This window comes from Granulibacter bethesdensis CGDNIH1 (assembly GCF_000014285.2).
GTDB lineage: Bacteria > Pseudomonadota > Alphaproteobacteria > Acetobacterales > Acetobacteraceae > Granulibacter > Granulibacter bethesdensis.
The window spans coordinates 674,974-700,352 of sequence record NC_008343.2; the positions used below are offsets into that span (position 1 = coordinate 674,974).

At 58.8% G+C, this 25,379-nt stretch carries 18 protein-coding genes and 1 pseudogene; 16 read left to right on the forward strand and 3 right to left on the reverse strand.

Annotated elements, in window-relative coordinates; all coding sequences use genetic code 11:
• Window positions 1-52 precede the first annotated feature (52 nt).
• From GBCGDNIH1_RS15435 to GBCGDNIH1_RS15470, 8 genes and pseudogenes are all read left to right on the forward strand, one after another.
• Window positions 53-2,455 carry a phosphoenolpyruvate--protein phosphotransferase gene (locus GBCGDNIH1_RS15435; RefSeq protein ID WP_011631309.1) on the forward strand — a complete coding sequence of 801 codons (2,403 nt, stop codon included), beginning with the start codon at window positions 53-55 and terminating at the stop codon, window positions 2,453-2,455.
• Window positions 2,456-2,762: 307 nt separating this feature from the next.
• Window positions 2,763-4,037, forward strand: a complete 1,275-nt coding sequence (locus tag GBCGDNIH1_RS15440; protein ID WP_162288468.1) for a RodZ domain-containing protein — start codon at window positions 2,763-2,765, stop codon at window positions 4,035-4,037.
• A gap of 112 nt (window positions 4,038-4,149) precedes the next feature.
• A complete protein-coding gene (gene ispG / locus GBCGDNIH1_RS15445) occupies window positions 4,150-5,313 on the forward strand; it encodes a flavodoxin-dependent (E)-4-hydroxy-3-methylbut-2-enyl-diphosphate synthase (RefSeq protein WP_011631311.1) in 1,164 nt (387 codons plus the stop codon).
• A gap of 86 nt (window positions 5,314-5,399) precedes the next feature.
• The gene (gene hisS / locus GBCGDNIH1_RS15450; RefSeq protein ID WP_043452699.1) at window positions 5,400-6,647 is read left to right on the forward strand and encodes a histidine--tRNA ligase; all 1,248 of its coding nucleotides are present in this window, start codon (window positions 5,400-5,402) and stop codon (window positions 6,645-6,647) included.
• Window positions 6,644-7,702 (forward strand): peptide chain release factor 1, encoded by a 1,059-nt coding sequence (gene prfA / locus GBCGDNIH1_RS15455; RefSeq protein WP_011631313.1) that lies wholly within the window; start codon window positions 6,644-6,646, stop codon window positions 7,700-7,702. The genes hisS and prfA overlap by 4 nt, the downstream gene beginning before the upstream one ends.
• Window positions 7,699-8,484 (forward strand): class I SAM-dependent methyltransferase, encoded by a 786-nt coding sequence (locus tag GBCGDNIH1_RS15460; protein WP_011631314.1) that lies wholly within the window; start codon window positions 7,699-7,701, stop codon window positions 8,482-8,484. The genes prfA and GBCGDNIH1_RS15460 overlap by 4 nt, the downstream gene beginning before the upstream one ends.
• A gap of 4 nt (window positions 8,485-8,488) precedes the next feature.
• The gene (prmC, locus tag GBCGDNIH1_RS15465) at window positions 8,489-9,355 is read left to right on the forward strand and encodes a peptide chain release factor N(5)-glutamine methyltransferase (RefSeq protein ID WP_011631315.1); all 867 of its coding nucleotides are present in this window, start codon (window positions 8,489-8,491) and stop codon (window positions 9,353-9,355) included.
• A 392-nt stretch (window positions 9,356-9,747) separates the two neighbouring features.
• A pseudogene (locus GBCGDNIH1_RS15470) lies at window positions 9,748-10,050 on the forward strand (DUF4167 domain-containing protein); the annotation flags it as partial.
• A 556-nt stretch (window positions 10,051-10,606) separates the two neighbouring features.
• Here GBCGDNIH1_RS15470 and GBCGDNIH1_RS15475 read toward each other — a convergent pair.
• Window positions 10,607-11,464, reverse strand: a complete 858-nt coding sequence (locus GBCGDNIH1_RS15475) for an NUDIX hydrolase (RefSeq protein WP_043452701.1) — start codon at window positions 11,462-11,464, stop codon at window positions 10,607-10,609.
• A gap of 273 nt (window positions 11,465-11,737) precedes the next feature.
• On the opposite strand from GBCGDNIH1_RS15475, the gene GBCGDNIH1_RS15480 reads away from it, so the two are divergent.
• From GBCGDNIH1_RS15480 to GBCGDNIH1_RS15495, 4 genes are all read left to right on the forward strand, one after another.
• Window positions 11,738-13,462, forward strand: coding sequence for an ABCB family ABC transporter ATP-binding protein/permease (locus tag GBCGDNIH1_RS15480; RefSeq protein ID WP_080504535.1), 1,725 nt, complete (start codon window positions 11,738-11,740; stop codon window positions 13,460-13,462).
• Window positions 13,463-13,515: 53 nt separating this feature from the next.
• Window positions 13,516-13,806 (forward strand): hypothetical protein, encoded by a 291-nt coding sequence (locus tag GBCGDNIH1_RS15485; RefSeq protein WP_050748521.1) that lies wholly within the window; start codon window positions 13,516-13,518, stop codon window positions 13,804-13,806.
• Between the two features lie 176 nt (window positions 13,807-13,982).
• Window positions 13,983-14,285: a 50S ribosomal protein L28 gene (gene rpmB, locus GBCGDNIH1_RS15490; protein ID WP_025286128.1), complete on the forward strand. Its 303-nt coding sequence runs from the start codon at window positions 13,983-13,985 to the stop codon at window positions 14,283-14,285.
• A 193-nt stretch (window positions 14,286-14,478) separates the two neighbouring features.
• The gene (locus tag GBCGDNIH1_RS15495) at window positions 14,479-16,530 is read left to right on the forward strand and encodes a calcium-binding protein (RefSeq protein WP_043452703.1); all 2,052 of its coding nucleotides are present in this window, start codon (window positions 14,479-14,481) and stop codon (window positions 16,528-16,530) included.
• Window positions 16,531-16,551: 21 nt separating this feature from the next.
• Here the strand turns inward: GBCGDNIH1_RS15495 and aroB are convergent, their stop codons facing one another.
• Window positions 16,552-18,240: a 3-dehydroquinate synthase gene (aroB, locus tag GBCGDNIH1_RS15500; RefSeq protein ID WP_050748392.1), complete on the reverse strand. Its 1,689-nt coding sequence runs from the start codon at window positions 18,238-18,240 to the stop codon at window positions 16,552-16,554.
• A 126-nt stretch (window positions 18,241-18,366) separates the two neighbouring features.
• Here aroB and GBCGDNIH1_RS24945 point away from each other — a divergent pair, with 126 nt between their 5' ends.
• From GBCGDNIH1_RS24945 to GBCGDNIH1_RS15510, 3 genes are read left to right on the forward strand one after another with little or no spacing between them, the layout of a single operon-like run.
• Window positions 18,367-18,510 (forward strand): hypothetical protein, encoded by a 144-nt coding sequence (locus GBCGDNIH1_RS24945; protein ID WP_164504080.1) that lies wholly within the window; start codon window positions 18,367-18,369, stop codon window positions 18,508-18,510.
• A gap of 37 nt (window positions 18,511-18,547) precedes the next feature.
• On the forward strand, window positions 18,548-19,420 hold the full coding sequence (locus GBCGDNIH1_RS15505; RefSeq protein ID WP_011631324.1) for a tyrosine recombinase: 873 nt from the start codon (window positions 18,548-18,550) through the stop codon (window positions 19,418-19,420).
• Between the two features lie 49 nt (window positions 19,421-19,469).
• On the forward strand, window positions 19,470-20,453 hold the full coding sequence (locus GBCGDNIH1_RS15510) for an acetyl-CoA carboxylase carboxyltransferase subunit alpha (RefSeq protein ID WP_011631325.1): 984 nt from the start codon (window positions 19,470-19,472) through the stop codon (window positions 20,451-20,453).
• Between the two features lie 65 nt (window positions 20,454-20,518).
• Here the strand turns inward: GBCGDNIH1_RS15510 and GBCGDNIH1_RS15515 are convergent, their stop codons facing one another.
• Window positions 20,519-22,897, reverse strand: a complete 2,379-nt coding sequence (locus GBCGDNIH1_RS15515; RefSeq protein ID WP_011631326.1) for a TonB-dependent receptor family protein — start codon at window positions 22,895-22,897, stop codon at window positions 20,519-20,521.
• An 833-nt stretch (window positions 22,898-23,730) separates the two neighbouring features.
• Here GBCGDNIH1_RS15515 and GBCGDNIH1_RS15520 point away from each other — a divergent pair.
• Complete coding sequence (locus GBCGDNIH1_RS15520) at window positions 23,731-25,317, forward strand: hypothetical protein (protein WP_011631328.1); 1,587 nt, start codon at window positions 23,731-23,733, stop codon at window positions 25,315-25,317.
• The last annotated feature ends 62 nt before the right edge of the window (window positions 25,318-25,379 follow it).

Here is a 25,379-nt window from a genome sequence, read left to right on the forward strand (position 1 = left end):
TTGTCTTTCGTGATTCGCGACAGGACGCGGCGATGGACGGGACAGGGCGGCAGTGGATGCGCTGGGCGGAGCCGGGGAGCGACAGCTTCCTGTTCCTCCTGCTGCACGCCCGGCGCCTTTATGGGCCTTTGGGGCCGGGCCTGATATTGCCCCTGATATTGCCATGGTGATGCGCCCTCCTGCCGCACCGCGCCGCCTGCTGGCCCGGTTGCGGGCGCTTATGGCTGGTGATGAAGCACCGTTGGCAGAGCTGGTGCGTCTTGTCGCGTCAGAACTCGTCAGCGAAGTCTGTTCGATTTACGCACTGCGGCCCGGCGAAATTCTGGAACTGGTGGCGACTGAGGGATTGTATCCCGATGCGGTCGGGCGCACCCGGCTGCGGCTGGGCGAAGGCATTGTCGGCATCGTGGCCGCGTCCGGTCACTTGCTCAATCTGCCCGATGCGCAGAATCATCCGGCCTTTGCCTATCGGCCTGAAACGGGGGAGGAGCTTTATGCCTCCCTGCTGGCGGTTCCGGTGCGTCGGGGAGGCCGGGTTCTGGGCGTGCTTGCCGTGCAGAACAGGGCGGTCCGGCGTTACACCGAGGATGAGGTGGAGGTGCTGGAAACCGTCGCCATGGTGCTGGCGGAATTGTTTGCCGCCACCACGCAGGATGGTGCGGAGACGATTTTCACCACGACGGTCCAGCGTCGCTTTGTCGGTACCCGCCTGATGGGGGGAATTGCGGTCGGGCCGGTGATTTTGCACGGCGCCGGGCCTCCGCCGCGTAATCTTCTGGCGTCTGATCCGCAGGCTGAGATGGAACGGCTGATGGCAGCCGCTCGTCGTATGCAAAGCGGCCTTGATGAGCTGATCGAGCAATCCCTGTCCTCGGTCAGTGAGGCGGAAAGTGCTGAAGATGGCGTATCCCTGGATGAAGGCGCTCTTTCCGAGGGTGCGAAAGCGGCCTCGCGGGAGGTACTGGAAGCCTATCGGCTGCTGGCTGCGGATAGCGGCTGGCTGCGCAGGGTGCGGGATGCAGTTGGCAGCGGCCTGACCGCAGAGGCGGCGGTACATCGGGTCAGCGGTGAAATCCGTGAGAAAATGCGCAAGATCGCCGACCCGTATATGCGGGAGCGTCTGGCCGATATGGAGGATCTGGCCCTGCGTCTGCTGGCGGTGCTGGATGGGGCGGAGCATGGCCCGGTACCACCCGGTGCCATTCTGGTGGCACGGCGTCTTGGGCCAGCGGAACTTCTCAACTGGCACGGCAGGGGTATTGCGGGGGTCGCGATTGAGGAAGGCACGACAGGCGGTCATGCCGCGATCATCGCCCGTGCGCTTGGCCTGCCTGCGCTGGGTGATCTGCCCAATCTGATGGATGCGGTGGACGAGGGCGATACGGCCATTGTCGATGCCGAGCAGGGGCTGCTGATCTTCCGGCCCGAGGAGGAAATGCGGATCGCCTATTTGCGGGCAAGGGAGGCATCACAGGCGAAACTGGCGCATTGGGCGGAGCTGCGGGAGCGCCCTTCCCGCAGCAAGGACGGTACGCCGTTCACCCTGATGTTGAATATGGGACTGACGCTGGAGCTGGATCAGCTTGACCTTACCGGCGCTGCTGGTATCGGCCTGTTTCGGACCGAAATCGCGATGCTGGCCCATGGCCGTATGCTGGATGCGCGGGAACAGGCGGAGATTTACGATCGCGTCCTGACACAGGCGGGGGATCGTCCCGTCATGTTCCGTACTCTGGATCTGGGCGGTGACAAGATGCTGGCCGAGTCTGGTGTGTCGGTTGAGGAAAACCCGGCCATGGGCTGGCGCTCCCTGCGTGTCGGGCTGGATCGTCCGGCGGTGATGCGGCGTCAGTTGCGTGCTTTGATTCAGGCGGCTCGCGGGCGGCCTTTATCGGTCATGTTCCCGATGGTGGCGACACTGGCTGAATTCCGCGCCGCGCGAGCCTTGCTGCAAGCCGAAATAGAGCGGGCCGATAGTCCGCCTGCAACGCTGGAAGTCGGTTCCATGCTGGAAGTGCCATCCCTGCTGTGGCAGCTTTCTGATCTTCTGGCAGAGGTCGATTTTCTGTCCATTGGCACCAACGATCTGCTTCAGTTTCTGTTTGCGGCGGATCGCGGTACTCCGGCGCTGGCCGGACGATATGATTTTCTGTCTCCTGCCATGCTTGATCTGCTGGAAGAAGTCAGTATTGCTGCCCATAATACAGGCTGCCGCCTCTCTGTCTGTGGTGAGGCGTCATCACGACCTCTTGAGGTGCTGGTCATGGCAGCGCTGGGTATATCAACATTTTCCATGGCTGCTTCTGCTTTCCCCGCGGTGAAGGAAGCCGTATCGCTGTGTGATCTTCCGGCCTTGCGGCGCGTTCTGATGTCTATTCGCGGGGGAGAGAAGGGGGCATCCTCCTATCGCGAACCTCTGGTTTCATGGTGTCGGGAACAGGGGCTGGATATTTGATTGTTGGTGATATCTGCTCGCGATAATGGGAAAGACCGGGCATGCCCGATATTATGACAGCCTGTTGGCAAGCATCGCGGACTGGGATTAGATGCAGCGCCTGTGGAAGGTGGTCTCTCCGCCATCAGTATCCACGAGGGGATATCCAGGAGAGGCGTCGTTTTACGTGCTGGCTCTACTCTCCCCGTTCCCTCATGCTGGGCCTGATCCGGATGCCAAGTTTTTCAAAGCCGTGCGAGCGATCATATCGGGTATCATCGGGGCTGGCTGTTTCCATGCCTGAGGTCGGAGGCTCTGCGACATGGGTATGAGAGGACCGTCCAGTGGCGCCATAACCGGGAATGCCCAGACTATTGGCGGCGAACTGCGCGCTGTGCGTGAACATCTGGGTTGGGCGCTGGAAGACATAGCGGCTTCACTGCGTATACGGACAGCCTATCTTCTGGCCATTGAGGAAGGCCGGATAGGGGATCTGCCCGGCACCACCTATGCGATGGGCTTCGTGCGCACCTATGCCGCCAGTCTCGGGCTCGATCCTGATGAGACGGTACAGCGCTTCAAGACCGAGGCGGGGGCGGGCCATCATCAGCAGGAGCTTCATTTTCCCGCGCCCGTGCCGGAACGGGGTGTTCCCGCCGGAGCGGTTGTGCTGCTTGGGGCCGTGATCGCTGTCGCAGGTTACATCGGCTGGTACAAACTATCGGCCAATCATCCTGTGCCGGATGCGGTGCAGGAAGTTCCCGAGCATCTCGCGCCGCTGGCCCGCAAAGAGGAAGCAAAGACGCCGGTCGCCAGCCCCCCAGTGGCGTCTGCGACTTCGCAGGCGCAGCCTTCTGCACCGCTCTCGGCGTCCTCTGCGTCTCCTGCCCCGGTGCCTGGCGCAGAGACGCATGCGGCCCAGATACCATCGAACGGACCGGCATCGAATGGACCGGCCGGCGCACAGGCTGAAACGGCTGGTGCATCACCGCCATCCCGCCCGGCTGAGCATCAGGCACCCGGGCACCAGACATCGGAGCGGGCAGCGGATGCTCCCATTATGTCTCCGTCTGCTATGCCCCCTGCTTCATCGCAGCCCTCTCTTGCTGCGGGCCAAACCACCCCATCCCCTGGGCAATCCTCTGGGCCGGACGGGGTAAAGCCTGTCGCGTCGGGGGCGGATAAAACGCTGCATGGCATTGTGCTGAAAGCCAGTGCCGATGCATGGATGCAGGTAAAATCCCAGAATGGCACGATCCTGTTGAACAAGGTTATGCATGCCGGCGAAAGCTGGGCCGTGCCGGAGGCTCAGGCCGGGCAGGGACCGCTTCTGCTGACCACCGGCAATGCCGGGGGCACTCAGATTGTGATGGATGGGCATGATCTGCCTCCTCTGGGTAACAATGGTGCCGTCCGCCGCAACGTGCCGCTGGAAACCGAGGCGCTTCAGAAAGCGGCACCGTCAGCCATACCGGGCCAGTCTCGTTCTTCCGTCAGATCCTCCGGCAGATCCTCTGTTCCTCCTGAACCTGCCCATGATCCATCATCCACTGTGTCTTCTCCGGCACCACAAGGTCAGGATCAGGATAATTCAGCGGATTAGGGGCAGCCATGACGTGGCTTTTGTGGCACAATCCATGGAAGTGACCCATTTTAAGGGGGTGCGTCCACTGGGGCGCCATCCTGTCGTATTGGCGTGAATTGGAGCAGGCTCAATGAGCTATCGTCCCTATCAGCAGATTGAGCGGCGTAAATCCCGGCAGATCCATGTCGGCAAGGTAGCCGTGGGTGGAGATGCGCCCATCAGCGTGCAGACCATGACCAATACGCTGACGACCGATGCGGAAGCGACGATTGCCCAGATTCGCCGTGCCGAACTCGCGGGCGTCGATATCGTCCGGGTCTCCTGCCCCGATCAGGAAAGCACCATTGCGCTGAAGGAAATCGTGCGCGAGGTGAATGTGCCCATCGTGGCGGATATCCATTTCCATTATCGCCGCGCCATTGAGGCGGCCGAAGCCGGTGCAGCCTGTCTGCGTATCAATCCCGGCAATATCGGCAGTGCCGAGCGTGTTCGGGAAGTGGTGAAAGCCGCCCGCGATCATGGCTGCGCCATCCGTATCGGGGTGAATGCCGGTTCGCTGGAGCGGCATCTGCTGGAGAAATACGGCGAACCCAATCCGGATGCGCTGGTGGAAAGCGCGCTGGAACATGCCAAGATTCTTCAGGATCACGATTTCCACGAATTCAAGATCAGCGTGAAAGCCTCTGACGTGTTTCTGGCGGTGGCGGCTTATCAGCAACTGGCCGAAGTCTGTGACCATCCCTTGCATATCGGCATTACCGAGGCCGGTGGCCGCCGTACCGGCACGGTTAAATCCGCCATTGGACTCGGCAATCTGCTCTGGGCGGGCGTGGGCGATACGATGCGTGTCTCTCTCTCCGCCGAGCCGGAGGAAGAGGTGCATGTCGGCTGGGAAATTCTAAAGGGCCTCGGCCTGCGCCATCGTGGCGTGAAGATCATCTCCTGTCCGTCCTGTGCCCGTCAGGGTTTCAACGTGATCGAGACCGTGGCTGCGCTGGAGGAACGTCTGGCGCATATCCAGACGCCGCTGACGCTCTCGATCATTGGTTGTGTGGTCAATGGTCCCGGTGAGGCGCTGATGACGGATATCGGCCTGACCGGCGGCGGCGGTGGCCGCCACATGATCTACAATGCGGGTAAGACCGATCATACCATTGCTGCTGACGGTATGGTCGATCACATCGTCACGCTGGTGGAAGAAAAAGCCGCCCGCATTGTTGAAGAAGAGGCTGCCGCCAAGGCCGCGGCCGAGCAAGCCGCTCAGGAAGCCGCGCTTCAGCACGAAACCGTTTAGTCCGGCTCCGTTCTGTTTCCGGCGCGGGGCGCAGGCTCCGCGCCTTTTTCGTGTCTATCCATCACCCGAGTGTATCGAGACCGCATATGGCCGCCTTGCAACCCCCCAGAGGCACTCATGATCTGATCGGAGAAGATCAGCGTCGTTATCGCCATGTCGTGGAGACCGCCCGCCGGATCGTAGGGCTGTATGGTTTTGACGAATGGGCCACGCCGGTTTTCGAAGATACGAAAGTCTTCAGCCGCACTCTTGGTGAAACGTCTGACGTGGTGACGAAGGAGATGTACACCTTTACCGATCGCGGCGGAGAAGGGCTGACCCTGCGGCCGGAGGGCACGGCGGCTATCTGCCGTGCTCTGGTCACCAATGGCTTGACCCAGTCCCTGCCGCAGAAAGTGTTCTATGCCGGGCCGATGTTCCGCTATGAACGGCCCCAGAAAGGGCGCTATCGCCAGTTTCATCAAATCGGGCTGGAACTGATCGGTGCGGCCGAACCGCTGGCGGATGCGGAGGCGATTGCCTGCGGTTGGCAGATCCTGAACGCGCTGGGCATTGGTGGCAGCGTGGCGCTGGAACTGAACACGCTGGGCGATAAAGCCAGCCGCGATGCCTATCGCGAGGCGCTGGTGGCCTATTTCTCGGCGCATCGGGAGGCTCTGTCGGAAGAGAGCCGCACCCGGCTGGAGCGTAACCCGCTGCGGATTCTGGACAGCAAGAATGAGGGAGACCGTGCGCTGATTGCTGATGCGCCGGTGATTTACGATCATCTGACGGAAGAGGCCGCTACGTTTTATGTCGGGCTGAAGCGCCATCTGACGCAGCTTGGCGTGCCGTTCCGGGAAAATCCGCGCATCGTGCGAGGGCTGGATTACTACAATCATACGGCCTTTGAATTCGTCACGGATGCGCTGGGATCACAGGGCACTGTGCTGGCTGGTGGCCGTTATGACGGTCTGGTGGCGGAGATGGGTGGCCCTGCTACCCCCGCCGTGGGCTGGGCTGCCGGGATCGAGCGTCTGTCCATGCTGCTGGCTGAGCCGCCTGCTGCACCGGCACCGGTGGCAGTGGTGCCGGTGGGTGAGGAAGAAGAAGCGGCGCTGGATGTTGTGCAGAGCTTGCGGGCGGCTGGATTGCGGGCGGAAATGGCCTATCGCGGCAATCTGAAGCGCCGCATGGAACGCGCCAACAAGGCAGGTTCCTGGGCCGCGGTTATCCTCGGCACGGAGGAGCGGGCGCGGGGCGTGGCGCAGGTCAAGGACCTGCGCAGCGGTGAACAGCAGGAAGTGGCGCTGGATGGTCTCGCCACATGGCTGCTGGCGCGTGGGGTGGCATGAGTTTTACAGCAAATCTCGACCGGATTGTTGCGCGGGCCGAGGAGTTGCGGGCTTCCCTGTCCGAAGGGCTGAATGGCGACAGCTTCGCAGCGGCCTCGCGGGAACTGGCGGAGCTGGAGCCGGTTGTGGCCCGGATCGAGGAGCTGTGGGCGGCGGAACGCGGTCTGGCTGAGGCGGAGGCCATGCTGGCCGATCCCGATATGCGGGAACTGGCCGAGAGCGAAGCCGAAATCCTGCGTGAAAAATTGCCGTCCCTGACAAGGGAAATCCGGATCGCCCTGCTGCCGAAGGACGAGGCGGATGAGCGTTCGGCCATTCTGGAAATTCGTCCTGCGGCGGGGGGGGATGAGGCAAGCCTGTTCGCGGCACAGCTTTTTTCCATGTATCAGCGTTATGCGGAAATCCGAGGCTGGCGCTTCGAGATTCTCGAATATGACGATACCGGTCTGGGTGGATTGAAGGGCGGTATGGCGGAAATCACCGGCCGGTCGGTTTTTGCGCGGCTGAAATATGAAAGCGGTGTGCATCGTGTTCAGCGTGTTCCGGCCACGGAATCACAGGGACGTATCCACACCTCCACCGTGACCGTCGCGGTGCTGCCGGAGGCGGAGGATGTGGATGTGCAGGTGGATGAAGGCGATCTGCGCATCGACGTGTATCGTGCATCCGGCGCGGGCGGCCAGCACGTCAATAAAACCGAAAGCGCCGTGCGGATTACCCATCTTCCCTCCGGTATCGTCGTGGCGATGCAGGAGGAAAAGAGCCAGCATAAAAACCGCGCCAAGGCGATGAAGATTCTGAAAGCACGTCTTTATGAACAGCAGCGTGCCGCCCTGCATGCCAGCCGGGCCGCTGATCGCCGTGCCCAGGTGGGAACGGGGGATCGCAGCGAGCGCATCCGCACCTATAATTTTCCGCAGGGGCGCGTGTCGGATCATCGCATCAATCTGACGCTGTACAAGATTGATCGTGTCATGCTCGGCGAGCTTGATGATTTCGTCGATGCCCTGACAGCAGAGGATCAGGCCGCCCGTCTTTCCGCACAGGAATTATGATGACACAGACGCATGCTGCCCAGGCCGCACATATCGAACAGCAGTTCGGCAGTCGTGCTGATGCCTATGTGAGGAGTGATGTGCATGCGAAGGGTGCTGATCTGCATCGTCTGGTCGATGTGCTTGAACCGTACCGGGGCGGTGTGATGCTCGATCTCGGCTGTGGCGGTGGGCATGTTTCCTTTACGGCAGCCCCGTTGATGCAGCATGTGGTGGCGTGTGACCTGTCTCCCCGTATGCTGGAGGCGGCAGGGGCGGAGGCAGCCCGGCGGGGGCTGCATCATATTGAAACAGTGTCCGGCACGGCGGAGGCTTTGCCATTTGCGGATCATCATTTCGATGTCGTGGCCAGCCGTTACAGTGCCCATCACTGGCCCGATTTCGAGGCCGGATTACGGCAGGCCTACAGGGTTCTGAAGCCGGGTGGCCTCGCGGTGTTCATGGATACGGCGGGATTTCCCGATGCTGCGGCCGATACGGTCTTGCAGAGCATTGAATTGCTGCGTGATCCCTCCCATGTCCGTAATCGCACTTTGGGCGAATGGGTGGCGGGGCTGGAAAGGGCCGGTTTCCTGATTGAGGAAGCACGCAGCGACACTCTGATCATGGATTTTGCAGCATGGTTGGCGCGCATGGCGACGCCGTCTGTGCATGAAGCCTCCATCCGCGCATTACTGATGGGGGTGCCGCAATCCATCCGTGTGCGATTGGGGGTGCAGGATGAAGCCATCTCAAGCTGGGCTGTGCCGCTTGTTTTTCTGACCGCCCACCGGACAGCGTGACACCATGTCCGAGACGATCCGAGGAGCATTGAACCGGGCCGCCTCGGCTCTGGCTGCGGCGGAGGTGGAGTCTCCCCGGGCGGAGGCACGGTTGATGCTGGGGGCGCTGCTCGGGCTGGATGCGACCGGACTGCTGCGCGACAGTGAGCGGGAGGTGACGCTGCCCTTACTCGACGAATGGATCACGCGCAGGGCGAAGCGGGAGCCGCTGGCTTATATTCTGGGCGCGCGGGAGTTCTGGGGTCTGTCTTTTGCGGTGACGCCTGACACGCTGATCCCGCGGCCGGATACGGAAACGCTGATTGAGTATGCGCTGGCGTTGCGTCCTCCGACACAGGGGATGGTGCGGCGTGTGCTTGATCTGGGAACCGGCACGGGATGCCTGCTGCTGGCGGCGTTGCATGAATATCGACAGGCCACGGGTCTGGGTATCGACCGTATGCAGGGGGCTGCGGCGTTGGCCCGTCGCAATGCGGTTTCTCTGGGCATGGCGGATCGGGCAGCATTCTGTGCAGGGGACTGGGCCTTCTGCTGTGCGGACAGGTTTGATCTGGTCCTGTCCAATCCGCCCTATATTCCCGATCGGGATATGGAGGGGTTGATGGCAGATGTTCGTGATTATGAACCTGCCTCCGCCCTTGCTGCCGGGGAAGGCGGTATGGAGGCCTATCGCAGGATCATTCCCTCTTTGCCGGATCTGCTGACACCAGCCGGTGTCGCGATTCTGGAGCTGGGGATCGGGCAGGAGGACGGGGTAGGAGCCTTGGCGGCACCGGCGGGGTTACGCGTTATCGGGTGCCGCGTTGATCTGGGTGGTATTGCCAGAGCGCTGGCGCTTGGCCTTGATACGGTCGGCCTCTCGCAAGAATGACGTGTGGTGAAAAAGTGTCGTCAGGCGGTCTTCCGCAAGGCTGCACGATAGGTTTGCGTGGTATGCATTGACTTGACGGATAAAATTGCCCCAGAACAAGTCTGCGGGCAGCTTCGCAGCGGTCGAGGCGGCAGGATTGGATTGATTGATCCAGCTTTTGCAGACTCTATGATCCGGTGAAGTTCTGGATGAGCCGAAAGGCAGTCATCTGATTCTCCGGGCAACGGTGTGAAAAGTGCTTTTGGCAGCCCGCCCATGAACTGGAATGCAGAAGCGGCCCGGACGGAGGAGCTAGCTCCGTCAGGGCGTATAAAGCGCGGTCGAGCGTCAGAGGACACTGGCTTGCGCAGCCTGGCAAAAGCAAAGCGAACGGGAATCGCGACGGCAAACGCATGAATATGAAACGTATGCGCGGACGGAACCATCGCGGCGGCGGTGGGGGCGGCGGCGGTGGCGGAATGCGCCACCATAATAATGGCAATATTCCGCTGAACCGGAACCATGTTTTCGACAGTAATGGCCCCGATGTCCGCGTACGTGGCACGGCACAGCAGCTGTTCGAGAAATATCTGCAACTGGGTCGCGATGCGACCAGCAGCGGGGACCGTGTGACGGCAGAAGGATATTTCCAGCATGCCGAGCATTATTTCCGCATCATGAATGCGATGCTGCAGGCGCAGCAGCAGAATCAGCAGAATAATGGCGGCCACCATAACGGCAACCAGTCCTATAATGGTCAGAACGGCAATGGCGGAGGCCATTCAGGCTACGGCCAGTATACGTCTTCCCAGCAGCAGGATGGTCAGGAGCGTTCGTTCGATCGTCAAAACGAGCGGTTCGATCGCTCCCGGGATGAAACGTCACAGGGCGAGGGCGGTAACACCGCGCATACTGCACCGGAACGGCAGACTCTGGACCTGTCGGTCCAGCAGCCGGAGACCACGGTGTCTGCCGTTACCGAGACACAGCCCGATGTGCTGCCGGTCGATCAGCATGCCCGTCCGTCTCATCAGAGTGAAGAAGAGTCTGCGGTGGCTCCTCGTCCTCGGGGCCGTCGACCGGGCCGTCCACGCACCCGGCATATCGCGCCGGAAGGCGTGGGTGATCAGCCTGAACTCTCTGCCACCCCCGTGGATGCCGGGGAAGTCTGAGAGCGTTTTTGATCTGTTATGAATCAGCGGAAAAGCTGTCAGCCCAGGCTGGCAGCTTTTTTTTTGTCGCGGTAACAGGCCTCCAAAATCATAAGCGGCCTTATGTTGCGTGATGCGGTTCATCATACAGGGCGCGTGAAACAAGCTCCGCTTCCGCGCCATGGATCAGACCGAGACGCAGGAACAGGTCGATCAGTACCAGATTGACATTGAATTTGAACTCATCCGTCTCGGCGACGATCTCCATGGCGCGTTTGACCGGCATCAGCTCGAACCCGGCGGATTCCCCGTCTCCGGCGTGAGGTATGAAGCTTTCCGGCAGGTCCAGATCGAAGCAGTGCAGCACGTCACGCCGCAGCCCTTCCGGTCGTTCCAACCGGTAGGTCAGCACAGCGACCTTGCGCGCCTGACGCACCAGTGTCTCGGGAATCGAAGCTTCTTCCGCGGCTTCCTTGATCAGGGCATCGAAAGGGGTATGCCCGGCGGGAATACCGCCTGCCGCGAGGTGATCAAGTTTGCCGGGGTCGAGCGGACGGGTGGCACTGCGGCGGGAGACCCATAAATGCAGCCCATCCGGACGATATACCAGCCCGTTCGCATGTACACCTTGCGCCAGCACGCCGAGCATGGGCAGGACTCCGCGATCAAGCTGGAACAGAACCGGCCCGTCAATCGTTTCCCTGATGTCGAAAGGTTCATCCCGCCATAGAAAACCGGTGCTTCGATGGAGTGCCTTTTCCAGCAGTGCAGGCAGGTCCGGGTTGTCACCGCTCAGTGTCACCCCATCTTTGTCGAGCTGCAGAGCATGGGTGGGTAATTCTTGCTGTGCTTTCTTTAATGCAGGCAGCAGATGGGGGGACACCCATCCGATCTGCCGTTCTCCCAGCCTGAAGGGTAGAAAATGGCCCGGCAGTATAAGAGAGCGACAGGCGGCGACAGGGCGTAAAAAGGGACTCATGAACGGCGCTCTGCTGCTGACATGTGTTTCTGATGGATGGAGGCGCGGGGCAGGGTATGTCAATGACCGGGTTGGCAGGATCGGGCTGCCAGGCCGCGCTATGAGACTTTAAACAAGGGAAGGAGCAGGACCATTTCCACGATACCGAGAGCGCCGGCATCTGCTCAGGATTCTGTACCGCCGGCCGGGCAGTTACCGCCGCCACGCAATGTCTGGGCGACGATCCGCTCGTTGCTGCCCTTTCTTTGGCCGAAAGATAATCTCGCGGCCCGGATGCAGCTGGTTGCGGCAATGGCGGCTCTGATCCTGTCGAAAGTGGCAATGGTGTATGTGCCGGTCGTCTACAGTCAGGCGGTGGACGCGCTCACACCGCACGGACCGCAGGGGCTGATTTATCTGCCTCTGGCTCTGGTAGCGGGTTATACGCTGCTGCGGGTGACAGGGGCTTTGTTCGGGGAGCTTCGTGACGCGCTGTTCGCGCAGACACAGGCGCAGGCCTCCCGCATGCTGGGGCTGGAGACGTTTCGCCATCTGCATACCCTGTCGATGCGGTTCCACCTGGACCGGCAAACCGGCGGGTTGGGTCGCAACATCTCCCGCGGGGTGACGGCGGTCGAGCAGGTGTTGCGTTTCGCGGTGTTCAACATCCTGCCGACACTGATCGAAATCCTGCTGGTGATCGGGATTTTGTGGGTGCTGTTCGACTGGCGTTTCGCGCTGGTCGCCTTCGCGGCAGTGGGGATCTACATCCTGTTCACGGTCGGCTTCGCCAGTTGGCGCATCCGTTTCCGGCGCACAATGAACGATATGGACACGGAAACGCAGAACCGTACCGTGGACAGCCTGCTGAATTTCGAAACAGTCAAATATTTCGGCAATGAGGCGCTGGAAGCGGAGCGTGTGGATGAAAGTCTGCGCCGTTATGCCCGCTCCATGGTGAAAACGCAGATTTCCTTGAACCTGCTCAATATTGGACAGGCGGTGATCATTTCCATTGGGCTGGGGGCCATCATGCTGATGGCAGCGCAGGGCGTGGTGGAAGGGCGTTACTCGGTGGGCCGCTTCGTGCTGGTCAACACCTATCTGATGCAGCTTTATCTGCCGCTGAACTTTCTGGGCTTCGTCTACAACACCATCCGTCAGGGGCTGGTGGATATGGAGCAGATGTTCCGCCTGATGGAGGTGGAGCAGGAGGTCAAGGACCGTCCCGGCGCGCTCACCCTTCCAGCCACGCTCGACGGAGGTGCGCCAGCCTCACTGGTGTTTGATGATGTCTGGTTCGGCTATCATGAGGAGCGCCCGATTTTGCGCGGTGTTTCCTTTGCGGTGCCGCCAGGGGGGACGCTGGCGATTGTCGGGCCGACCGGAGCCGGCAAATCGACCATCAGTCGGTTGCTGTTCCGTTTCTATGATCCGGGACAGGGCAGGGTGATGATTGATGGACATGACATTCGCGATCTTACCCAGCAAAGCCTGAGAGCCGCCATCGGCGTGGTGCCGCAGGATACGGTGCTGTTCAACGACACGATTCGCTACAACATCGCTTATGGCCGCCCTGGTGCGTCGCAGGCAGAGATCGAGCATGCTGCACGGCTGGCGCAGGTGCATGACTTCGTGCTGCGCCTGCCGGAAGGCTATGATACCAGAGTTGGAGAACGTGGTCTGAAGCTCTCCGGAGGAGAAAAGCAGCGTGTCGCCATTGCCCGTACGATCCTCAAGAATCCCCGTATCCTGATTCTGGATGAGGCGACCAGTGCACTCGATACCCGCACAGAGCAGGAGATCGGTGCGGCTCTGCGGGCTGTTTCACAGGCGCGGACGACACTGATCATTGCCCATCGTCTTTCCACGGTGGTCGATGCGGATAGCATCATCGTGCTGTCGGAGGGGACAGTGATCGAGCAGGGAACCCATGCCGAGCTGCTGGCAAAAGCTGGTGTCTACGCGCATATGTGGGACGCCCAGCAGGAACAGCCTGCCGATCTGGTCCCGGTTTGAACCTGAAGCCGCTTCGGCCGATAAGAAGCGCCATTATGAACGAGGAACGCATCATGGCTACAGAGCAAACACAGCATGAGCACGACGCACAGGATGACATGCTGCCGCAGGATCTGAGCCATGCGGGTGCGGTGGTCGATCAGGCCATTGCCTTCATGACCGACAAGCAGCTCAATTCGCTGTCGATTGCATCGGCCTTGCTGAGCGGCTCCCTGTCGATGCTTGGCCGTTCCCTGGATGATTCCAGCGTGATTGCGGTGCTTGAGAATGCTATTGCCAGCGTCCGTTCCGGTGAGTTGAAGCGTCTGCGGGAGGCAGCGGCCAATTCTTCCGGCCGTGCCTGATCATCGAGTCGTCTGGGTGCAAAGGTCCGGCACTGTGTGAGACTGATGGCTGCCCGGCGCTTTTAAGGGGCGCCCCGATGACAGTTTGCTTGACGCAGAGGCTTCGCTTCGCCATAAGGCGCCTTCCGAAAGAACCTGGTCGGCGCAAGCTGACCCTTTCCGCATGGGATTTGATCATGTCGCGTCGCTGCCAGATCACGGGCAAAGGCGTGCTGACCGGCAATAATGTCAGCCACGCCAACAACAAGACCCGTCGTCGTTTTCTGCCGAATCTGCAGGTCGCTGGCCTGCTGTCCGACACGCTGGGTACCTCCGTCCGCCTTCGTCTCTCCACCCGTGCGATCCGCACCGTGGAAAAGAACGGCGGCATTGATGCCTTCCTGCTGGGCACCCCGGACCGCCAGCTGCCGACCGAGGCTCTGGAACTGAAGCGTCGTATCACGCGCGCTCAGGCCAAGAAGGCTGAGGTTGCCGCCTGACCTATTCAGGATGGTTAGGCTGACTGCATAAAAAACCGCCGCGGCATTTGCCCGGCGGTTTTTTAATGTCTTGAGCATGATGTCTGGCAAAGGCGAAATTGGCTCGCGGCCTGCTCTTGAATTGGCAATCAGCAATAGAAAGTTTATTCTTTTAAGAGAGCGCCTTTATTTTTCAGACGCAGGAATTTTACAGATGGTTGCGATCACAGGCTCATCCACCGTGTTGTCTGCCTATGGTCAGGCTGTCGCCAATGTTCTGGATAATAGCGGCGTAACCACAGCCTATGTTTATCCGACCATCCTTCAGGATGGGACGCTCTCTGTTATATCCGCGACTCCCATTATCGACCTGACATCTGCGACACCTTACGGATATGCGGATTGCTCCAGCTGGGTTCATTATGTCATGAACACTCTGGCGCCGGTACAGGATGCCTATGTGCAGGCGCTGAGAAATGCTCCGCTCTATAATCAGACGGTAACAGCCTATGGTGGTCAAACAGTCGTACTGAACGGCTCATTCCAGCCATGGGCGCAGGCCAATGTTCTGCAGGATGCCTTCGCTTCGGCCAGTGCGGGCACAAACGGGCTTCAGACAATTGACGTCAATAATGCCTCGGTTGGTTTGACGGCATTACAGGCGGGGGATCTGATTGCTTATTCCACCGGAATCTATACCGACCCTGATGCTGCCAACGCATCGACCAATCCGGAACTGAACGCAACGGGCGATACCGGGCATGTCATGGTGGTCAGGGATATGCCGACGACCGTGCCTATTTCCTCATTGCCTTCTGACCAGCAAACAGCCCTTGCCGCTGCCGGCGTAGTGACGGTGTATGCCGTTAATGTGATTGATAGCAGCGATGTTCCACATGCCAATGATTCCCGCCCGGAAAACAGCGGCAATCACTATGTGCAGCGGGTTCAGGACGGTATTCTCCCCGCTGCTGCTTTTATCCGTGCTGGTGGCATCGGCATGGGAACGCTGTATTTCGGTGCAACTGCCAGCGGACAGATGACTCATCTGATGTTCCGTGATGATTTTGGATGGCATCCAACCAGCAGTGCTCCGTCTGCATTGAAACTCTCTGCCGCGCGTCTCACCGGCAATGCCGATCTGGATGTGATTCTGGCCAATCTGCGGAGTGCGGGGGTGACGGTCGCGGATAACCGCCTGACCGTCACGGTTGACCCCAACGCGGCCACGACGATTGCAGGTAATACCTATGCCATGACCACCAGTCTGACGGGATCCGCCGGGTTGCTGGTGCAGGGTGGCGGGACGCTGACGCTGAATGGTAACAGTACCTATAGCGGTGGCACTGTGCTGAATGGGGTGACGCTGAATGTCACCACGGCAACCGGTGCGGGCACCGGGGGTATTTCTACCCGGGCCGGCAGCAGCAACACAATCTGGCTGCATAGCGGGAAGGAAGCCATTACCGCCAATGGTGCCGACACCATTCATGCTGGTGCCGCTGAAGTCGCGTTGAATGGCACTGGTACATTTCTGTTCATGGGAGGAAGTGGAGCCTCGACGGTTTCCGGTGGTTCAGGTGCGTCCACCCTGCTCGGTGGTAGTGGCGGAGGTGTTTATAGTGCTGCTGCATCAGGTATTGTTGCGGCGAGCGGCAATACGACTTTGGTGGGCGCGGGCCATAACAGTCTGCTGTTCGGCGGAGAGTCCGGCACTGTCATGTTCGGTTCCGGCACGGACACGCTCGTTGGCGGATCAGGGCAGGGTGTGCTGGTCAGTACCGGTGGCAATGCGATTGTAACCGGCAGCGGGCAGTCCAGCGTGTTTGGCGGACAGTCCGGTCAGGATACGGTGGTGGCGGCTCAGGGAAGCAACACTGTCATTGCCGGGGCCGGGAATATGGCGCTGGTTGGTGGAGGCAACACAACCTTGTGGGGTGGTTCCGGTAACACAGAACTCTGGACGGGCGCCGGGTCGATGCAGGCTGCGTTGGGCAGCGGACAGAATGCGATCTTTTTCGGCAGTGGCGCGGCCACTATTTTCGCCGGGACCGGTCAGGACGTGTTTCAGGTGACCAAGGGACAGACTGGCGGCAACACCCAGATCTACGGCTTCAATGCGGCAGCCGATACGCTCCGGCTCAGCGGTTATGCGGCAGGCGATGTTTCCGTGGCTGTGCAGGGCGGAAGTAGCGTGATGGCGCTGGCAGGTGGTGCGACAGTCACTTTTGTCGGCGTGACCGGGCTGAACTGGCAATCTTCCTGAGCAGCCGGAAGGCTGCGAGGCTTAAGCCTCGCAGCCAGCTTCCCTTAACACTTCGCTGACTGCATCCTGTGGTACGTCGCGGCTTGTGAAGGCCTGACCGATACCCCGTGCCAGCACAAAAGCAAGCTTGCCGTCCCGCATTTTCTTGTCGCGCTGCATATGGCCGATCAACTGCTTGGCGGAAAAGCGGCGGTTGAGCATGGACAACTCGGCAGGCAGCCCGACCGAAGCGACATGGGCGATGACCCGGTCTGCATCCTGGCTCCGGCAATGGCCGAGTTTGGCGGAGAGGCGGAATGCCAGCCCCAGCCCCACCGCCACGCCTTCCCCATGCAGGATGGTGCCGTAGCCTAGATCGGCCTCAAGTGCATGGCCGAATGTATGACCCAGATTGAGCAGGGCGCGGCCGTCATTCGGCTTTTCCTCCCGCTCATCATCCCCCACAACCTGCGCTTTGAAGGCGCAGGCGCGCATGATGGCTTCAGCCTGTCTGTCGCGTTCCCCTGTGGTAACGGCATGGCCATGGGTTTCGCACCATTCGTAGAAGGCGGCATCGCCGATCAGCCCGGCTTTCACGATCTCCGCATAGCCGGCCAGGACTTCCCGATGCGGCAGTGTGCCGAGCGTCGTCGTATCCGCCAGCACCAGACGGGGCTGATGGAATGCGCCGAGCAGATTTTTACCATACGCGGTGTTGATCCCGGTCTTGCCTCCCACACTGGAATCGACCTGTGACAGCAGGGTGGTGGGAATCTGTACGAAAGGCAGGCCACGCAGGGTTGCGGCAGCGGCAAAACCCGCCAGATCGCCGACGACGCCGCCACCGAAGGCGATCACGGTCGTTCGGCGCTCCACCCCCGCAGCCAGCAGCCCGTCGGTCACACGGCCAAAGACCTCCAGAGATTTCGAAGTCTCTCCCGGCGGTACGATGATGCTGTCTGCTATGATCCCGGTTTCCTCCAGACCTTTCAACAGGGTCGGCAGATGAAGGGCGGCGACGGTCTCATCGGTGACGATCATCGCCCGTTTCTGCGGAATATGCGGGATCAGCAACGCTCCGGCACGGGAGAGCAGGGATTCGCCGATCACCACATCATAGCGATTGGCGGTCAGGCTGACGGTCAGCCTGCGTGGAGGCTGATATTCCTGAAGATGACGCAAGACGTTATCAGTGGTGCCGTCCTGACTGTCATCGCCGCAATCCACGATCAGATCAGCCTCCGCATAGACGGGATGCCGCTCATTCATCAGCCGTTGCAGGATATCCGCTGGATCGCCCTGATTAAGCAGCGGCCGATGCGTGCGGCCGGAGACACGTTTCAGCAGCACCGGCAGGCGACAGCGTAGCCAGATGCTGACAGCGCCCTCCCTGATGACGCGCCGGGTTTCGGGGTCCATGAAGGCGCCTCCGCCAGTGGCCAGCACGAGGGGTTCCTCTGACAGGAGTCTGCGTACGACGCGGCGCTCCCCTTGACGGAATCCTGATTCACCATGGCGGGCAAAAATTTCCGCGACGCTGCAGCCCGCTGCGCGTTCAATCTCCGCATCCGCATCGCGGAACGGCATTCCGAGTCGGGCGGCCAGACGGCGTCCAATGGAGGTTTTTCCTGCTCCCATCAGACCAACCAGCACGATACTGCGGCCTTGCAGCCAGGCCGGGGGTGTCACGGAATCACGGAGAGAAGGGGCAAGGGCAGAGTTGCGTGTCATGGTGGCGGAGGCTAGCACAGACACACGGTTTTGTCCGCCTCTCTCCCTTTTTTCCATGATTGGAAGTGATAGAGAGGATGACATGCACCGGCTGACGAAATTCAGGACAGGTTGAGGCCAAGACGTATGCGGACTGCATTATTGATTGTTGTCGCACTTGGATTGGTGGCGGCCGGAGGCATCTTCATGGGGTTGGGCATGTTTCCGCCGCAACCGCATGTGGCGGCGGTGCAGAAGACGCTGCCCAATGATCGTTTCGATCATCACTGACCGCGTCTCCTGACGCTTTGTCTCGTAGGCTGCGGCCATGGAGCGGCATATCGAGAGTTTTCTGGAGATGCTCGCGGCGGAGCGTGGGGCAGCACGGAACACATTGCTGGCTTACGGGACTGATCTGCGCGACTGGTCTGGCTATGCCGCCCGTCACAGGGTAGATCCGTTACATGCTGATGAGGCTGCCTTGCGTGGCTACCTCGCCGCGCAGAGCGGGGCCGGAAACGGGCCTCGCACCCAGTCGCGCCGCCTTTCTGCGCTACGGCAGTTTTACCGTTTCCTGCTGGAGCAGGGGACAAGGTCTGATGACCCCACTGCCCTGCTGGATGCGCCGAAATTGCCGCGCTCTCTGCCGAAATATCTGGATGAGGCGGAGGTCGATGCACTGTTGCAGGCGGCTCCGGCCGAGCCGGCAGCCCATGCGGCGCTGGAAATATTGTACAGCACAGGCCTCCGTGTCTCCGAAGTGCTGGCGCTCCCTGCCCGCGCCTTCCGTGGCGATGCGCCCATGATGACGGTGCGGGGCAAAGGCGGGCGGGAGCGGATGGTGCCGGTCTCCGCCGCTGCCATTTCTGCGGTCGCGGCGATGCGGAGCGGGGCGGAGCAATCACGCTGGTTGTTCCCCGGCCGTGATCCGGCAAAACCAATGACCCGCCAGGGTTTTGCACTCATGCTGAAACGGGTCGCGTTGCAGGCGGGTCTCGATCCTGCCCGGGTGTCTCCCCATGTGCTGCGGCATTGCTTCGCATCGCATCTGCTGGCGCGGGGCGCTGATCTGCGCAGCCTGCAAATGCTGCTGGGGCATGTCGATATCGCCACCACGCAGATCTATACTCATGTGCTGTCGGAGCGGCTGCGTGCGCTGTTGGACACCTGCCACCCGCTATCCATCACGGCAGAGGATTGAGTTCTGCCGCGGGGCGTCATGTGCATCAGATGGGTAGCGCGCTGCCCGTATGGCTGCTAAAGCCCCTGCTATGACCCGGCATTTCCTTGAATTCGAAAAACCCATCGCGGAGCTCGAGGGCAAGATCGAAGAGCTTCGCCGCATGTCGGAGCCTGACGGCATCAATATTGCCGATGAGGTTTCCCGGCTGACCGACAAGGCTGACAAGCTGCTGCGCACAACGTACGCGAAGCTGACGCCCTGGCAGAAGGTGCAGGTAGCCCGACACCCGGAGCGGCCGAAGGCAAAGGATTACATCACCACGCTGATCAGCGATTATACGGAGCTGTCAGGCGACCGGGCCTTTGCCGATGATGCTGCCATTATCGGTGGTCTGGGCCGTTTTCAGGGCCATCCCGTCATGGTGCTGGGAACGGAGAAAGGCACCGATCTGGAAACCCGGATCAAACATAATTTCGGCTCCCCCCGGCCGGAAGGTTATCGCAAGGCGCGGCGTCTGGTGGAGCTGGCCGGTCGTTTCAGGCTGCCTGTGCTGACATTCGTGGATACGGCGGGTGCCTATCCCGGTGTGGATGCCGAGGCCCGTGGTCAGGCGGAAGCCATCGCACGTTCTGTCGAAGCCCTGCTGGACAGTCCTTCCCCCGTGATTGCGACGGTGATTGGTGAAGGTGGTTCCGGTGGCGCGATTGCGCTGGCCTCGGCGGATCGGGTGCTGATGCTGGAACACGCCTGGTATTCGGTGATTTCACCGGAAGCCTGCGGTTCGATCCTGTGGCGTGATGCGGCTCAGGCTTCTCTCGCGGCGGAGACCATGAAAATCACCGCCGATGATCTGCTGAAATTCGGGCTGATCGATCAGGTCGTGCATGAGCCACTGGGCGGTGCGCATCGTGCACCGGACAAGGCCATTGCCCTGACCGGGGAGGCGATTGCTGCTCAGTTGCAGCCTTTGCTGGGGCTTGAAGCGGCGGCGTTGAAGGCAAAGCGGCGCGAAAAGTTTCTGCGGATGGGGCGCGATACAGTCACGCACTGATCCGATCGCGCTTCCATTGTTATCTGATGCGCCCGGTCAGAATGCTCTGGCCGGGCGTATCTGTTTCAGAAGGTGATCTTTAGGCCGCCATAGCCACCGATCGGTGCGGCCGGGCTGTAGGCACGGGGATTGGTCGCGTTGGGCGCCTGTGACAGATAGACAGATGAGGTGGGTGAGAACGTGCCGTAAGTGTAATATTTCTGATTGGTCACGTTCATGATCACGCCGAACAGCTGGACATGCGGCGTAATCTGATAGGATGTGTTCAGATTGACGACGAAGAACGCAGGCAGCTTCGCATTGGTATTGGCGGGGTCTCCGAACAGATAGGTTCCACTCTGACCAATACCCACCGCACCGACGATCCATTTCGATGTCACGTTGTATGTAACGCCTACCTTGACGGTATTCTGCGGCACGCCGGGCATCCGGTTGCCGGGATTGACGGTAATATTGCCATTCGCATCCGTCACGGGATTGCTGCCGCCATCCTCGATGAAGGTGCTCTGATAGGTCGCATCCACATAGGAGTAGTTGAGGTAGGCCATCAGGCGCTTGGTGGTGTAGTCAACATGGAAATCGACACCTTGACGCCGCGTCTGCCCGACATTCTGGAAAAAGCCTCGATCCAGTGTCACGCTGTTGACGAACGCAATGTCGTCATCGACGTTGGTGTGGAATAGACCGAGCTTATAGCCCAGCTTTGCATCGGCCGTCAGATGCGTGCTGCCGCGCAGACCGGATTCCCAGGTATGGGCAACGACCTGCTTGAGGTCCGGATCACCGGTAAAGAAGTTCGCCAGACTGCAGGATTGCGCCGGATTGACGCAGGAAAGCTCTGCCTGTGTCGGTGCCCGGTTCGCTTCCGCATAGCTGCCGTAGAAGGTCAGCCATGGCATGATCTTGTAGGTCAGGCCAGCTGAGGGATTGAAGCGATTATAGACATGATTACCCGTCACATCGCCGCCGCCAATCTGGTTGATGTCGATCTGGGCGGAGTTGAAGCGCCCTGCGACGGTCAATGACAGACGATCCGTCACGTCGAACGTATCGGTCACGAACAGGCCGAAGAAATTGTTGGTCAGACCGACGCGGACCGGAACATTCTGACCCGGTTCATCCAGCAGGACACCCGGTCCGATAAAGTCGCGTGAGACGGGCGTGATGCCACCAATATAGGAGGAGCCTCCGAACATGGTGGTGGCACCGTCATAGCTGCCACCGGCGACGAAGTGATTCTGATGGCCGAACAGATCGTCCGTATTGGTGACCTGGGCGGAGGTGCCATAGCTGTTGGTGTTGGTCGTCTGCGCATCCAGCTCGGAATAGGAATAAGGATTATTGCCGAGATAGGCTGCGATCGGTGAGCCGCCTCGGGTCGTGCTGGGCAAACCGGTATCGGAATTGCACATCAGCCCGGAGCCATCATTGCAGGGAAAGTCATTGGCTGAATTGCCGTTCATCACTCTCTGTTGGAAATAGGAGTAATAGGCGTTGCTCTGAAGCGATGTGTTGCGACCAACGTCTACGTTACCGTTCACTGTCGCGAGGATGTAGCGGTTGGATATCTGGTTGGGCGCCGTGAACTGCGCTGCTGGATCGGCTTGCAAAAGCTGGACAGGCGAGGTACCGGGACCATTCAGGACCGAATTGGCCATAGTCAGGTTGAAGTGCACTTCGGCACGGTCATTACGGATGCCGACATCACCGTAGAAATTCTGGATATCGGTTGATTGCTGGTCACGCCAGCCATCCTGATGCAGCACACTGCCGGCAAGATAAGTGGAAACGTTGCCGATACGCTTGCCGTATTGCAGATTGGCTCCCATCCGCCCGAACGATCCGCCATACAGATCGATTTCTCCGCCCTGATAGGTAAAGCCATTTTTCATCTTGACGCTCAGGGCGCCGCCGATGGCATTCAGGCCAAACGCCGGGTTCGAGCCCTCCAGGTTCAGTGTGTCGATCGCCAGGTTGGGGATCAGATCCCAATTAACGGTATCGCCAAAAGCCTGATTGAACCGTACGCCATTGAGATAAACGGCCAGACCTTGCTCCGTTCCTTGTAGAGGGGACGCCGTAAAACCATGATATAACAGGGCAGGTTGCTGTGGATTTCCTGAAGAATCGACCAGATTGACGCCTGCAACCTGCTGATTCAGTGCTCGGAGCATGTTTGGTGCCCCGCGTAAGGCGATGTCTTTTGAATCCAGCACCGTTGAGTCGGCCGGTACTTTGTTTTTGTCGATTCCGGATCCCAGCAAGGGGGTGCTGCCGATGACGTCCAGTTCCGGAAGAGCAACGGTGCTTGTGTCTGTCGTATCCTGTAAACCGGATGACGCAGGCCGCACAGTCTTTGGTGATGCTGACTGAGCAAAGCCAAGGTGCGGAGCAAGGCAGACAAAAACCGCAGCATAGCCTGAAAGATTTTTTGATATTTTCATGGACCCTTCCCTTCTTTTTTTCGTTTTTTGGAAGACATCCGGGTGGGGTCAATTGCGTAAAATGCTGCTTCGATTGCATAAAATGATGGATATCATTTTGGAATCGATAAGTAATTCAATTGCCACATTTTTTGCCGATGGTTGTGCGGCAGGAATAATTTTAAATAATGCTTTAAGAAGGCTTTATGAGAACAGAGGGGTGCCTTGTTGCATGGTCATTGATTGCTGGTCAGCATCCCGCCAGACATAAGTTGGTCGATTATCATGCTGGCTGCTAAGCAATCAGGCGTTTCCGCCAAACCGGCAGTTTCCGGGTGTAGGCAGCCGCTTTTATAAAAACGCAGATTATATTTTATAATTAAATTATAAATATATAACTACAATATAAGCCGTTAAAAATGTCTTTTAAGTAAAAAGTTGATTTCACTTTATATAATGAACTGTAATATCTTTATTCAAATATTTAATGGCTTGACATGAAGGTAGGCCATCTCTGTCTCTAATAATGATTATCAATTAACTTGAGTGAGGAGATATTCATTTAAGTAAATTTATATTGAATGATCATTCAATATAAATAAAACAAGCAATTGTTTGACGCAATTGTTGGGTTTATTCAGTGTCCTTGTCGTTTTTGTCCAAGCAAGTAGACACTTTCTTAAGGTTACATCCACAGATCGATGCCGGAATAAAATATCGGCTATGCTGAAAAACGAAGCGGCATCCAACGGCGAAACAGACTCTCACTTTAAGAGAGCCGCCGAAGTCAAGCAGGGGAAAGTCAACGCACGGCCGTGAGTGGGTGAGTTTGGCCGGCTTCACGCTGCCGGGCGATGCGCGGGGAAACGTGCACTATGTGGACTGTTTTAAAGAGAATATCGGTGAATTCGATATTCGGCCATGCTTGGACTGTCAGCGGATTGGTCTGCGGTATGGCGGTTATTTCGGCACCGGTGAAAGGCTGGACTGATCAGCTTCTGTATGATTCGCATGGTACGCGCATTCAGGCTTTTATGGAGCTGGGTGGCGTCATCATGAATGGTGCTAATATAAACTTTGGTGCAGGGTCGATTGTCTATCATGATGGTCGTCCGGTTGCCAATCGTGGCCCTGTGACGGCTGAGCTATATTTCAAACCGGGTGTCATGGCCTCCCACCATTTCAATATTGGGACGTTGTACGGGGCGGTCAATGCTATTGGCACCAAAACGGTCGGGCATGGCGATTTTGAACAATTTTCGCAGACCGGGCATGAGCCTTTTTATATGGGCTTGGAAGAAGCCTATCTGGGATTCGAAACCAACCTTGCTTCCGGTGGTGGCAAGGATGTGGTGGCTATTCAGGGTGGAAGGCAGGTTTTCAAAATCGATGACGGTTTTCTCGTCGGTCGCGGAACGTACAATACGGGCGGACGTGCGGCATGGTGGTATGCGCCCCGCATGGCGTTCTCAGGTCCGGGTGTGATCAAGTTTGATGGGCATCCTGTGCGTGCCGATATCTTCGCCCTGGAAGTCAATTCCGATGCCGGACTGACATATGGTTTCGATCGGCCTCGAAGCAGTTTTGCCGGCTTCGATGTCACATTGTTCCGCAGCAAGCCGGGCCTTGACGGTGCGCCAACCTATGCCAATCGCGAGGCATATGTGACGTTGACCTACTTCAATATTTATGACTCCGACAAATCCAGCACTTATAATTACACCAGCCGCGCCAATCGCGATGGCATGAATGTTTATTCGCTGAGTTTCGGTGGCTCATTCGTTCCCATCAAGGCATTGGGAATCAGAAAGAATTTTACGCTCTATGGCCAATATGTCGGTGAACAGAACAGCAATGCCAGCCAAGGGTACCAGAGGGTTGATGCATATGCCTATTATATAGAGCCAGGCTACAGTTTTTCTGATCTTCCGTGGGCGCCCTCCGTTTATTACCGTCGCACCACCTACAGCGGCGAGAATAATCCTAAAGGAACCGTCAAGCGCTCCTATGATCCGCTGTTTCTCTATAATGGTTCCCGTAAACTCTATGGCGGATATTTTTCGGGTGAGGTTGTTGGTGAATATCTGATGGGATATTCAGGATATGATGTTAATCAGGTCGGCATCACCCTTAATCCGCCTTTTCACGTTTTCAAGCATGATGACAAGACGGCTTTTAACATCATCTACTATAATGTTCTTATGAATCATCCTTCGCAGTATGGCCTGAATACCGGCAGTAACAAGTATAGCGATGAGGTGGATGTCTCGGTCAACTATCAGTATAGCCCGACTATCTCCGGTGCCATGCTGGCAGGTGTTGCATTCCCCGGCCGTAATGGTCTTGCCAATGTCGCGAGTTATCAGCCCGCAACCGGTAACCAGCCTGTCGTCGGCGGCAACGCCTATGTGCTTGAGGCTTTTATCTACACGCGGTTCTGAGTAGGCAACGTGCCGGTAGAACTGAAAAAACGGGGCAATGAAGGCCCCGTTTTTCATTTCTT